This is a genomic window from Proteus hauseri ATCC 700826, from assembly GCF_001654965.1.
Lineage (GTDB): Bacteria > Pseudomonadota > Gammaproteobacteria > Enterobacterales > Enterobacteriaceae > Proteus > Proteus hauseri.
Window position 1 is genome coordinate 220498 of record NZ_LXEV01000021.1, and the last position, 13415, is coordinate 233912.

The 13415-nt window shown below is 38.2% G+C and carries 13 protein-coding genes; 4 read left to right on the forward strand and 9 right to left on the reverse strand.

Annotation, left to right across the window (positions count from 1 at the left end; translation table 11 throughout):
- Positions 1-178 precede the first annotated feature (178 nt).
- A complete protein-coding gene (locus M997_RS08905) occupies positions 179-646 on the reverse strand; it encodes an outer membrane lipoprotein (protein ID WP_064719762.1) in 468 nt (155 codons plus the stop codon).
- A 218-nt stretch (positions 647-864) separates the two neighbouring features.
- Between M997_RS08905 and anmK the strand changes: the two genes are divergently transcribed.
- The 4 genes from anmK to pdxY all read left to right on the forward strand — a co-directional run bounded on the left by anmK (position 865) and on the right by pdxY (position 5071).
- Positions 865-1977, forward strand: a complete 1113-nt coding sequence (anmK, locus tag M997_RS08910) for an anhydro-N-acetylmuramic acid kinase (protein WP_064719763.1) — start codon at positions 865-867, stop codon at positions 1975-1977.
- Between the two features lie 43 nt (positions 1978-2020).
- Positions 2021-2674 (forward strand): pyridoxamine 5'-phosphate oxidase, encoded by a 654-nt coding sequence (gene pdxH / locus M997_RS08915; protein ID WP_064719764.1) that lies wholly within the window; start codon positions 2021-2023, stop codon positions 2672-2674.
- A 133-nt stretch (positions 2675-2807) separates the two neighbouring features.
- On the forward strand, positions 2808-4082 hold the full coding sequence (tyrS, locus tag M997_RS08920; protein WP_064719765.1) for a tyrosine--tRNA ligase: 1275 nt from the start codon (positions 2808-2810) through the stop codon (positions 4080-4082).
- A 119-nt stretch (positions 4083-4201) separates the two neighbouring features.
- Positions 4202-5071: a pyridoxal kinase PdxY gene (pdxY, locus tag M997_RS08925; RefSeq protein WP_064719766.1), complete on the forward strand. Its 870-nt coding sequence runs from the start codon at positions 4202-4204 to the stop codon at positions 5069-5071.
- 89 nt (positions 5072-5160) lie between these two features.
- Here the strand turns inward: pdxY and gstA are convergent, their stop codons facing one another.
- The 8 genes from gstA to sapA all read right to left on the reverse strand — a co-directional run bounded on the left by gstA (position 5161) and on the right by sapA (position 13293).
- Entirely contained in the window at positions 5161-5772 is a 612-nt protein-coding gene (gene gstA / locus M997_RS08930; RefSeq protein WP_064719767.1) for a glutathione transferase GstA, read from the reverse strand.
- 222 nt (positions 5773-5994) lie between these two features.
- Positions 5995-6702: a DUF3592 domain-containing protein gene (locus M997_RS08935; protein WP_064719768.1), complete on the reverse strand. Its 708-nt coding sequence runs from the start codon at positions 6700-6702 to the stop codon at positions 5995-5997.
- Between the two features lie 260 nt (positions 6703-6962).
- On the reverse strand, positions 6963-7751 hold the full coding sequence (gene fabI, locus M997_RS08940; protein WP_064719769.1) for an enoyl-ACP reductase FabI: 789 nt from the start codon (positions 7749-7751) through the stop codon (positions 6963-6965).
- A 208-nt stretch (positions 7752-7959) separates the two neighbouring features.
- Positions 7960-8769, reverse strand: coding sequence for a putrescine export ABC transporter ATP-binding protein SapF (gene sapF / locus M997_RS08945; protein ID WP_064719770.1), 810 nt, complete (start codon positions 8767-8769; stop codon positions 7960-7962).
- Positions 8759-9760: a putrescine export ABC transporter ATP-binding protein SapD gene (sapD, locus tag M997_RS08950; RefSeq protein ID WP_064719771.1), complete on the reverse strand. Its 1002-nt coding sequence runs from the start codon at positions 9758-9760 to the stop codon at positions 8759-8761. Before sapD ends, sapF begins: the two co-directional genes overlap by 11 nt.
- Positions 9760-10653 carry a putrescine export ABC transporter permease SapC gene (gene sapC, locus M997_RS08955; protein WP_064719772.1) on the reverse strand — a complete coding sequence of 298 codons (894 nt, stop codon included), beginning with the start codon at positions 10651-10653 and terminating at the stop codon, positions 9760-9762. Before sapC ends, sapD begins: the two co-directional genes overlap by 1 nt.
- Positions 10640-11605, reverse strand: coding sequence for a putrescine export ABC transporter permease SapB (gene sapB, locus M997_RS08960; protein ID WP_064719773.1), 966 nt, complete (start codon positions 11603-11605; stop codon positions 10640-10642). Before sapB ends, sapC begins: the two co-directional genes overlap by 14 nt.
- Positions 11602-13293, reverse strand: coding sequence for an ABC transporter substrate-binding protein SapA (gene sapA, locus M997_RS08965; protein WP_064719774.1), 1692 nt, complete (start codon positions 13291-13293; stop codon positions 11602-11604). The genes sapB and sapA overlap by 4 nt, the downstream gene beginning before the upstream one ends.
- Between the last annotated feature and the right edge of the window lie 122 nt (positions 13294-13415).

Sequence of the window (13415 nt, forward strand, 5' to 3'; positions counted from 1 at the left end):
ACATAAATATTTTTAATGTAATTTATATTAATAATTTCTTGTTATAAGTGATTACGTGAAAAGTAATTATTAAGATAGTTATATTATTTTTCTGTGATTGATGGAATATCTAGTAGATAAAAATTAAATATTCTAGAAAAATAGGCAACGATAAAAAGTTGCCTATTTTTTATTAAGTTTAACGAGGTGAAACAGTTAAATTATTACCACTACCAATAACAGCAACACGTTGGCCTTGGCGATAAACTGTGTTATCAGCTTTTTGTACCACTGCAACGGTTTTACCACTGTCTAAACGAACTTCAAGCTGAATACCTTTGGTTGTATTTAATGCGCCTTGAGCTTGTTGTCCTGCCATACCACCAGCGATTGCACCCGCGGCAGTTGCAAGATTACGTCCACTACCACCACCAATAGTGTTACCTAATAGTCCACCTAAAACAGCTCCGCCTACTGCGCCTAATAGGTTTTCATCACTGCCTGCTTGAATATTCACAGACCGAACTGAGACAATAGTACCATAAGTCACACTTTGAGCTTGTTTCGCTTGATTTGCACTGTATGTATCACCAGATAATGAATTGGTATTCACACAACCAGCAAGAGCGGTAACAGTAAACAGACCAATAAGTAAATGCTTAAACATAGTTACTCCTAATAAAAATCCGAGAAAAACCCAGATAATACCAATATTGTTTAGTATAAGTTATAGCTTGTATTTTATGTATAGCGAGACTGATTTTAATAATATATGTCTTACTATATAGTAAAGCGAGATAGTAAACCCAGAAGAGATTTCTGAAAAAAGAAAATATAACATTATATGTTAAATTATTGCATCATCTTGATTATAAGGAAAAGAACATGAGGGCGGGACGGTACATCGGCGTGATGTCAGGCACAAGTTTAGATGGTGTTGATGTTGTACTGGCTGCAATAAGCAATAAATTTGTAGCACAACAAGCTAATTATTTTCTTCCTTATCCACAAAATTTGCGTCAGCGTATTCTTTCTATATGCCAAGGGCAACCCGTCACATTGCATGAACTAGGGGAACTCGATGCACAATTGGGTGAACTTTATGCCCAAGCCATCATTGGATTATTGTCAAAAGCAAAATTAAGTGCCAGTGATATTACTGCGATAGGTTGTCATGGGCAAACCGTCTGGCATGAGCCTGAAAGTCCAATACCCTTTACAATGCAAATTGGTGATAACAATCGAATTGCTGCATTAACGGGCATAACAACCGTAGGTGATTTCCGCCGTCGAGATATGGCTTATGGTGGACAAGGTGCACCACTTGTGCCCGCTTTTCATTTTGCAGTACTTGGTCATCCTATTGAAAAACGTATTATTTTAAATATTGGCGGTATTGCTAATATTTCACTGCTATTACCTGGTGTGGCCGTTAAAGGTTACGACACAGGGCCTGGCAATATGCTATTGGATAGTTGGAACTGGATCCATAATCAAACACCTTATGATGAGAACGGGCGATGGGCAGCGACAGGGACAGTAAATAAAACATTACTTAAAGAGATGCTGGCTGATCCTTATTTTTCTCGTTCTGCACCAAAAAGTACAGGGCGAGAATATTTCAATACACAATGGTTAAATTATTATTTAGCGCAAGTACCTAATGTTTTTCCTGAAGATGTGCAGGCGACCCTCGTCGAATTAACTGCAATAAGCATTGTTCAACAAGTTCAATTGAATGGGGGATGTGAGCGTCTTCTTGTTTGTGGTGGTGGTGCGCGTAATGGACAGATAATGCAACGACTAGCAGCATTATTACCGGGCACTGAAGTAGCTCCAACAGATAAATATGGCCTAAGTGGTGATGATATGGAAGCCCTTGCATTTGGGTGGCTTGCAGCACGCACTATTGCTAATGAATCAGGAAATTTACCTTCTGTAACAGGGGCATCAAGAGAAACTGTTTTAGGGGCGATTTACCCTACAAATCCCCGTTAAGCGTGATATGCTGAATGCAGTTTCTCAAAAGAGAGAGTGAAAAATGACTGAACTTGATTTTATTGATGTTGCTGACCTTCGCCGTGAATATATGAATGGTGGATTACGACGTCATGAGTTAACAGAAGAGCCTCTGGTTTTGTTTGAAAAATGGCTAAAACAAGCCTGTGAAGCAAGACTTAGTGATCCTACCGCAATGTGTGTGGCGACGGTTGATGAAACGGGGCAGCCCTATCAGCGTATTGTGCTGTTAAAACACTTCGATGAGAAAGGGTTAGTGTTCTACACCAACTTAGGTAGCCGCAAAGCGAGCCATTTAGAACATAACCAAAAAGTAAGTCTATTATTTCCTTGGTATCCGTTAGAAAGACAAGTGTGCTTTTTGGGTAAAGCAGAAAGACTCTCTTCGTTTGAAGTCATTAAATATTTTCATAGTCGCCCTAAAGATAGTCAAATTGCAGCTTGGGCTTCGGCGCAGTCATCGCGTATTTCTGCGAGAGGCGTATTAGAAAGCAAATTTATGGAATTAAAGCAGAAATTTCAAAATGGTGAAGTGCCATTACCAAGTTTCTGGGGTGGATATCGAGTAACGTTTGATTCTGTTGAGTTTTGGCAAGGAAGAGAAAACCGTTTACATGATCGTTTTATCTACCAAAAATCACCAGAAGGATGGGATATAGCGCGATTAGCGCCTTAATTGCGCGTTGATAAATTTTATCTCAAAAAGGCTTTTTCTACTGGTACTTAGCGTGGTAGCGCTTTATGCTATACCACTTATGTTTTACTTATATTTTAAATAGACAAAAAATAATAAACCGATGGAGTCATTGATGTCTAGCAAGAACCTAATCACACAATTGCAGGAGCGTGGGCTAATCGCTCAGGTCACGGATGAGGCAGCTTTAGTAGAGCGTTTGGAGCAAGGTCCTATCGCTCTCTATTGTGGCTTTGATCCTACCGCTGATAGTCTGCACTTGGGGCATTTGGTTCCTTTGCTGTGTTTAAAACGATTCCAACTAGCCGGGCATAAGCCTGTGGCGTTGGTGGGTGGTGCAACGGGTCTTATTGGTGATCCTAGTTTTAAAGCCACCGAGCGCAAACTGAATACCCAAGATACTGTTCACGAATGGGTAGAAAAAATTCGTCGACAAGTATCACCTTTCTTAGATTTCGACAGTGGTGAAAACAGTGCGGAATTAGCAAACAACTATGACTGGTTTGGTCAAATGGATGTGCTAACTTTCTTGCGTGATATCGGTAAACACTTCTCTGTGAACCAAATGATCAACAAAGAAGCGGTAAAACAACGTTTAAACCGTGATGATGTTGGTATCTCCTTTACTGAATTCGCCTATAACCTATTACAAGCTTATGACTTCGCATCATTAAATAAGCATGTAGGTGTTGAATTACAAATTGGTGGTTCTGATCAGTGGGGTAACATCACTTCAGGTATCGATTTAACCCGTCGTTTCAATCAGAAACAAGTATTTGGTATGACAGTTCCATTAATTACCAAATCTGATGGTACAAAATTCGGTAAAACAGAAGGTGGTGCGGTTTGGTTAGATCCTAAGAAAACGAGTCCGTACAAATTCTACCAATTCTGGATCAATACGGCTGATGCTGATGTTTATCGCTTTTTAAAATTCTTTACCTTTATGAGCATTGATGAAATTAATGCACTTGAAGAAGAAGATAAAAATAGTGGACAAGCACCTCGTGCACAACGTGTTTTAGCAGAACTTGTTACTCGCTTAGTGCATGGTGAAGACGGTTTAATTGCTGCGCAACGTATCACAGACAGTTTATTTTCTGGTGCAATTGCAGACTTAACTCAAGCAGACCTAGAACAATTAGCGCAAGATGGTATGCCTACTATTGAGTTAGAAAAAGGTAGCGATTTACAACAAGCGTTGGTAAATGCAGAATTAGTACCTTCACGTGGTCAGGCGCGAACAATGATTGGCTCTAACGCTGTCGCGATTAATGGCGATAAGCAAGATAATCCTGAGTACATTTTTGAAGAAAAAGATTTCTTATTTGGTCGTTACTCTATTTTACGTCGTGGCAAAAAACACTATTGCCTTGTCATTTGGAAGTAACTGACAGTCAAGGGCAGCCCTATGTGTTGCCCTTTTTTTTGATAAAAATAAATAAATATACCTCGCCTATGATGATAGAGCTTGGGTGTTGTGTGTATTCACAATAATCGGTTTATGTCATGAAAAATATACTTTCTATTCAATCTCATGTTGTTTTTGGTCACGCTGGTAATAGTGCTGCTGAATTTCCAATGCGCCGTATGGGTGTTAATGTTTGGCCTTTAAATACCGTTCAATTCTCTAATCACACACAGTACCCAGAAAAATGGACAGGTTGCGTAATGTCAGCCTCACACATCACTGAGATTGTGGACGGTATCGCCGCTATTGGTAAACTTGCACAATGTGATGCTGTATTGAGTGGTTATTTAGGGTCAGCAGAACAAGGTTTACGTATTGTTGATATCGTTAAAAAAGTAAAACAAGCTAATCCAAATGCATGGTACTTCTGTGATCCTGTGATGGGACATCCTGAAAAAGGCTGTATTGTGCCACCTGAAGTCTCGGGAGTGTTATGCGAAGCAGCATTACCTATTAGCGATATTATTGCGCCTAATTTACTAGAGTTAGAAACGCTTGCGGGTGGTAAAGCACTTCATAATGTTGATGAATGTGTAAGAGCGGCTCGTGAGCTTTGTCAACAAGGTCCTAAAGTTGTATTAGTTAAACACTTATCACGTGCTGGTTATCGTCATGACCGTTTTGAAATGCTATTAGTCACAGCAGAGCATAGCTGGCATGTTAGTCGCCCATTAGTGGATTTTGGTGAGCGCCAACCTGTGGGTGTCGGGGATTTAACAAGCGGATTAATGCTGGTGGATTTATTAAAAGGTGTAGAGCTATCAACGGCTTTAGAACATGTTGCCGCCGCAGTTTATGAAGTGATGTTAAAAACGAAAGAAATGAATGAATACGAACTGCAATTAGTTGCTGCTCAAGATCAAATGGTGCATCCAACTCATAAGTTCTGTGCAACACAATTAGATTGATTAACCAATGAGAAACGGAAGCGTAGAGCTTCCGTTTTTTATATTAATAACCTAATTATGGCTATATTGCTTAAATACAGCACCAAATTTTATTCTTTAATTAATCCCTCAGTAACGAGTGCGCTATGTACATTAGGACGTTGTGCAATTCGTTTTAAATAATCTTGTAGATGGGTTAAATCGGTAATATCTAAACCAACATGTGGCGCCCATTGGCTAAGTGTAAATAAATAGGCATCAGCAACGGTAAAGTTGTTACCACAAATAAAATTATGCTTGGTTAATACTTCATCAATATAACGGAATTTGCTTTTCAGTTTTTCTTTCACTACCGGTACATAACTTTCTGGTGTGTCTGGTGAAAATAGAGGGCCATAGCCTTTATGCATTTCACTGGCAAGAAAGTTTAACCACTCAATTTGGTGATAACGCTCTAACGTTTTTGGTGGGGAAATTAAGTTTCTATCAGGTTTTAAATCAGCAAGGTATTGCACAATAGCAACACCTTCAGTAAGAACATCACCATTATCTAATTGAAGTACGGGGACTTGCCCTTTAGGGTTAATACTCAGAAAATCTTTACCAGATTCGGTTTTTTTTGCTCGTAAATCGATACGCTCAATAGAAAAATCTAAACCTGTTTCACGTAAAACGATATGAGGAGAAAGTGAGCAACTGCCTGGTGCGTAGTACAATTTCATATTGAACGACTCCCTATCAATGAGATGGCATTAATGGTGCGGATATAAAATAATATCATCACTAAGTTTAGATGATAGGGTGTTCTGAAAAATTAGCAAATTCAAAATAGGTTAATAAAAAAAGCTTTTTGTAAATCTGTGAACAGTGATGTTAATTGATAAAATTTATAGAAATAATAATACTTCCCCGATTTAGATAATGACAATTATACCGAGAGATATCTAAAATGAATCTTCTAATGTTGGCAGAAAAGAGATATCAAGATAATATTTTTTAGGATTATTTTTATCTATATAAATAGTAATAAGATCTGAATTAATATAAGGAGAGGGATCAAAGAAAATATAGTCACTTTTATATCGAATAATTCGATTATTCAATTTATCGTGATGATCAGCAACGATTTGATAAGGTGATTGACGGTTAATATGAACATGCTGATTAAGAATAACATCAGTTATTTTTACCGTTAACGGTGTTCCTTCTCTTTTTAATCGTTTGTTTTTATTGTTTTTTCTTCTTATTATAACAAGGGGGATAAGTCCTATCGAAGTGAAAATTAAACCAAAAATAGTTAAGATTAGCCCCGGGCCATATAAGCTAAAAAAGCTATTAATTGATGCTTTTTGAGGATTATTAGGAAGATAAATAATAGGAACCTCGTTACCAATACTATTGCGATAACCGCTACTGCCTGTAGTGGAACGAAAAGTAGTTTCTACATTTTTTTCAGTATTAAATTGAATAATAGGGAAGTAAGTTTCTTTATTATTAGAAGAACGGTCAATGCTGATATCAATAACAACACCTGTTGTTTCTATACCATTTGTAATTAAATATAATTCGGATTTAATTACAAATAATGCAATGATAATAATTCCTGCACCAATAAGAGAAAAAATATAAAAAAGGAAACTAAATTTCTTCATACATTACATCCACTGTTTAATATACGGCAATATTATTTAATCAGTGAAAAGACTATAGGAAGATGTTTATAAATAAAAGAAGAAATTATCTATAATGAAGAAAACTAACAAAATGATTAATAAGTAAATACTGCTATGAAATAACAGCGAAAGAAACAATGTGGTATATATGGTGTCTGTGGTGTAAAAGCAACTGACTATTTGGCCCAATGAGAAAAAGAAAACCTCGAAAATGAGGTTCTCTTTTTAAAGAATGAAAATTATTTCAGTTCTAATTCATTCATTGCAGCGATGCTAAAGCCACCATCAACATGAATAATTTCACCTGTAATACCACCTGATAAATCAGAGCACAGGAATGCTGCTGTATTACCTACATCTTCAGTCGTTACTGTGCGACGAAGTGGTGTTACAGATTCGCAATGGCTTAGCATTTTACGGAAGTCTTTAATACCTGATGCCGCTAATGTACGAATAGGGCCGGCAGAGATACCGTTAACACGAATACCTTCAGGACCCATTGCATTTGCCATATAACGAACGTTAGCTTCTAAAGAGGCTTTAGCCAGACCCATAACGTTATAGTTAGGAATTGCACGTTCAGCACCTAAATAAGTTAGGGTTAACAGCGCCGAGTTAGGGTTTAACATTTCACGGCTTGCTTTTGCCATTGCAACGAAGCTGTATGCACTGATATCGTGGGCGATTTTAAAACCTTCACGAGTTACAGCATTAACATAGTCACCGTCTAATTGGTCTGCTGGTGCAAAACCGATAGAGTGAACAAAACCGTCGTATTTAGGCCAAACTTTAGCAAGTTCTGCATACATTGCAGTAATACTGTCGTCTTGTGCGACATCACACTCTAATACAATGCTAGAATCTAATGATGCTGCAAATTCTTCAACACGAGGTTTGAGTTTTTCATTTTGATAGGTGAATGCAAGTTCAGCACCTTGGTCATGCATAGCTTTGGCAATACCATAAGCAATTGATAATTTACTAGCAACACCAGTAATAAGAATGCGTTTGCCGGTCATAAAGCCCATAGCTGTATCCTTGTTTTTTTTCGTAAATCGCGATAATAACATCATTCAGAATTTTATTTATCTGTTAGGTTATCACGCTTATTGTTAATAAACGTGGCTGATTCTACCACGACATTTGTAAAATTGTTTAATTTCCCTAGCACCTCCGAGGAGTTAAGGAAAAGGGGCGAAATAATGTGCAATACAATTATTTCGATATTATTCACCCTTAAGCCAAATCTTGGCGCCAAGCTTCTGCTGACAAGGCTTCACCAAAATGACTAGCGACAAGACGGCGCGTTACTTCATGTAAAGGCGATGCAAGTACTTCAGCGGTATTGCCTCGTTCAACAACCTCGCCGTTATCCATAACGATAATTTTATCACTGATATGTTTAGTCATACCTAAGTTTTGCGTAACATAAATATAAGCAATATCATGGGTTTCTTGCAGTTCTAACATTAAGTTAATGATTTGAGAACGCAAAGACATATCAAGAGATGCTATTGCTTCATCAGCAATAATAACTTGTGGTTGTAAAATTAATGCACGAGCTAAAGCTATTCGTTGGCGTTGTCCTGATGCAAACATATGAGGGTAATAATTCGCATGTTCAGGTAAAAGTCCTACTTGACGTAATGTTTGATAAATTCGTTTTTCTCGTTCTATCGCACTTAAATCGGTATTAAGGCGCAAAGGAATATCAAGGGTTTGTCCAATACGCTGACGGGGGTTCAGTGAGTTTGTGGGATCTTGAAATATCATCCGAATTCGCTGACTACGATAAGAATAATCGCCAAAACTGAGTTGATGTCCATTAATAAAAATTTCACCCTCAGTTGGCTCTGTAACACCCGAAAGCATTCTTGCCAATGTTGATTTCCCAGAACCATTAGCACCAATAATGGCCAATGTTTGTTTAGGTTCAAGAGTAAAACTGACGGGTTTTACTGCAACATGCTGCTGACGACGAAAAAGCCCAGTACGATAGCGAAATGTTTTTGATAAGTTTTTAACTTCGAGCAATTTATCGAACATCTGTCGGCTCCACATTTAATGGAAAATGGCAGGCTACAGAATGATTTTTAAATAAACGCAAACGCGGTGCCTCAATACATTGACGTTGTGCATAAGGGCAGCGAGGCCCTAACCGACAACCTACTGGCAAATGTTCTAACGAAGGAATTGCACCAGGTAATGTATTTAACCGACTCTTATGGATGAGAGAGTTAGTAAAGTCAGGAATAGAACGGACAAGTGCTTGTGTATATGGATGATAAGGCGTAACTAATAGTTCGTCTGGTACCGCAGTTTCGACTGTTTGACCACAATACATCACTGTAATTTTATTCGCCAACTTACTCATCCATTGTAAGTCATGGCTAATCAAAAGAATGGTCATATTATTGTTTTGATTAAGGCGTGTTAATAAGCGAAATATTTGTGTCTGTGTCGCCGGTTCCATAGCATTAGTTGGTTCATCTGCGATTAATAATCGTGGTTGGTTTGCAATAGCAATAGCGATCATCACTTTTTGACACTCGCCCTCGGTGAGTTCATAGGGGTAACTACGCATAATATCTTTATGATCTTTAATACCAACTCGATGCAATAATTCAATAGCGCGACGTTTACGCCAATGAAATCGCTGCCACCAATGACCTTTAAATGTCCAACCTGGAATAGCTTGAATTAACTGTTGTTCAATTTTTGTCGCAGGATCGAGACAAGATTGGGGCTCTTGAAATATCATCGACACATTATGACCAATAACTCGACGACGGGCTCTTGGTGATAGTTTTAGTAAATCAATATCATTAAAACGAAAACGGTCAGCGGTGACATTAATATTGTCTTTGGTCACACCACAAATGGCCTTAGCAATTAAGCTTTTACCAGATCCGGATTCGCCGACTAAACCTCTTACTTCGCCCTCATTTAACGTGATAGATACGCGATCAACGGCTTTTACAGGACCATCCGGCGTCATAAATTCAATGGTTAAATTACGGATATCTAATAATGGCATTATTCGACTCCTTCGTTGATTGCACGCTGTAAACCATCACCTAATAGATTAACAAGTAAAACACTTATCATAATGGTTGCGCCAGGAATTAACACTGTCCAAGGAGCCACATAAATTAACTCTAGTGAATCTCCTAACATTGCGCCCCATTCAGGAGAGGGTAATTGGGCACCTAAATTAAGAAAACCCAAAGCGGTAATATCAAGAATAGCTATCGAGAAAGCTCGGGTGAGTTCTGATACTAAAACAGGCGTAATGTTAGGAAGCACTGTATACCATAAAATAGAGGTATTAGAAGCACCATCAAGCCGCGCGGCAATAACGTACTCTTTGTTTAGTTCATCGTTTACGGCAGAGTAAATCATGCGGACTAAACGTGGTAACAATGCTAACCAGATTGCTATCATGGCATGTTCTAAGCTGGTTCCTACAAATGCCACAACAATGATAGCCAACAATAATGATGGAATAGATAATAATGTATCTAAAATATGGTTCAACACAGCAGATTTTAACCCGTGGGTCATTCCAGCCAAACAACCAATAATTAATCCCATTAATGTGGCTGCAAATGTAACAATAAACGCACCACCAAAGGTTAAGCTTGCACCAATTAAGATCCGGCTAAAAACGTCTCTGCCTAAGTCATCTGTACCAAAGAAGTAGGAAACATTCCCGTTTTGGTACCATGAAGGCGGTGTTAACTGATGTCCAAAAAATTGCTGATCAAGCGCATGAGGCGCAATATAAGGGCCAACGATGCTTAATACTAATAAGAAGATAACGCCATAGAATCCAACCATGGCAATAACATCTTTAGAAAAGCATTGCCAAATTACGTGCGCAGGAGATGGCGTTTTTTTCTCTTTATAAAATTGGCTATCTAAAGGCATATCCCACCTTATGTTTCATTGGATTACTCATCGCACCCACGATATCTGATAGCACGTTAACAATAATGACCATTGAACCTATTAACATTACACCCGCTGAAATCGCAGAATAGTCCTGTTGACGGATCGCTGTGACCAACCAACGACCAAGTCCCGGCCAGTTAAAAACAATTTCTGTTACCATGGTAAGAGTTAACATAGTCGAGAACTGTAAGCCTAATTTAGGGATGATTGGCGGTAAAGCATTATGAAGAATATGACGCCGAATAATTGTAAAACGCGAGAGACCTCGCGTTGCGGCTGCTTTTACATAGTTTTCAGCCATGATTTCTTCCGTACTATTTCGCATTAACCTAATGACTTCAGTAGTTGGTGCAATGGCTAATGTTGTGATGGGTAAAACCAAATGCTGTAATACGTTGATTATCATTTGTTGACGATAAGGTGAATCAGATAACCATGCATCAACAAGTGCAATACCTGTCACAGTTTGCAGGTTATATAACAAATCAATACGCCCAGATACAGGAAGCCAGCCCAATTTTAATGAGAAAAAGAGCGTTAATAATAGAGCTAGCCCGAAAACAGGAACAGAAAAACCTAATAAAGCAAAGTTACTAATCAAAATGTCGGCAGACTTATTACGCCAAACACCAGCAATAATACCCGCAGGAATGCCAATTAATAGCCCAAAAATAAAGGCAAGGGTGCAAAGTTCCATCGTGGCAGGAAGCGCTTCAATCAGTTGAGCTCGAATGGGTTCGCCATTAATGGACGATATTCCAAAATCAAAATGGATCATGTTGTGAGTGTAAAAAATATAAGCATCAGCAAGAGATGCACCACTCAATGGGCCATTAGGCGTGTAATAGCTTAAGCTAAAGCTGACGAGTGACAGTAAAAACAGTGTCACAATGAGTAAAAGTAATCGACGTATCGAATAGATAATCATGGATTGTTCGTCGCCTCTTTGCTGCGATAGTACTCATCAATTTCAGCTTCTCGATAAACGCCTGCAAAAGAAGCATTACCAAATGTACTTAATACAAGCCCTTTAATATCATAACGATAAGCTTGCATACGTAAAGAGTTTGCTAAAGGTAAAACGGGTAATTCTTGGGCTAAGATATCTTGAGCTTGATGATAATAGTCCATACGAGACGCTAACTGTTGACTATAAAGCGCTTTTTTTAATATTTCATCAAAATCAGGTGAACACCAATGGCTTAAGTTAGTCTGTGAACTTATCGCAGCACAACTAAATAGCGGGCGGAAAAAACTATCTGGGTCATTACTGTCAGTCGACCAACCTGATAATGTCATATCATGAGTTCTATCCATCATCGTTGTTTCTTGATAACGTCCCTCAATAGGACGAATATTCATTTTAATACCGACTTGTGCTAAATCAGCTTGTATCAACTCCGCCATTTTTAATGGACTAGGGTTGTAAGATTGCGATGTACTTGGTACCCAAAGATTTAATTTTAGATCTTCAAGACCTAACTCTTTAAGAATTTGTTTAGATTTTTCAGGATTATATTCTGTAATTTTAGCGCGATTATCATAGGCCCAAGAAGCACGAGGAAGTACCGAGGCTGCGGTTTCTGCGGTGCCATAATAAATTGACTCCATTAATCGTTCATTATTAATGGCATAAGCAATAGCTTGGCGGACTTTCAAATCATTTAGCGGTGGTTTGCTGGTGTTAAATGCTAAATAGGCGATATTCATTCCAGAGCGTAATGTTAATCTTAACCGAGGGTCATCGCGTAAAACTTTTAGCTGGCTAGCGGCGGGATAAGCTAAAACATCACATTCGCCCGTTAATAATTTAGAGATACGTCCTGTGCCTCCTGCGCCCATATCAATCACAATTTGCTGCATTTTAGGTTTGCCTTTCCAGTAGTTATCATTCCTAAAAAGTCGCACAAATTGACCGGCTTGATATTCATCAAGTAAAAATGGCCCAGTACCCACGGGTTTCCAATCAAGTTGTGACTGGGTTCCTAAATCAACAAGGTTTTTTGCGTATTCAGCAGAAAGAATCGGCGCGTAATGAGTTGCTAAATGCCATAAAAAAGAAGCATCAGGCTCTTTTAGACTAAATTCAACTGTATATTGGCCTAATTTTTTAATTGACTGAATATTATTGGCAAAACTCAAACTATCAAAATAGGGGTACTTACCGCCATTCACTTGATAAAAAGGATTTGTAGTATCAAACATGCGTTCAAAACTAAAAATCACATCATCAGCCGTTAATTTTCGTGTTGGTTTAAACCACTGTGTTTGTTGAAAAGAGACATTTTTACGTAAATAAAAGCGGTAAGTTGCGCCGTTATCAAGAGTTTCCCATCGAGCTGCTAGTTCAGGAATCAGTCGATAAGTATAAGGATCGACATCTAATAAACGGTCGTAAAGCTGTGCAGCGAGGGGATCAATAATTAATCCACTACTTGATAATTGAGGATTAAATGTATTTACACTGCCATCTATGCAGTAAACAAAACCATTTTGATGAATTTGAGTAGGTTCTTGTTCTACCGATATCACTTGCGTCATAGGGGCTGCATTAGCTGTAAAAGTTATGCATAAAGAGGCGAGTAGCATAGTACTAACAAGTAAAATAGGGCGCATAAATAATGTCTTTTATAGAAACGATTTTGCTATTGTAACTTAAAAAACTTTCTATCCCCAAATTGTCGAAAAACAAACTGAGAAAAATTCTCAATAAAAAGCTTTACAAATGCTAATGATAA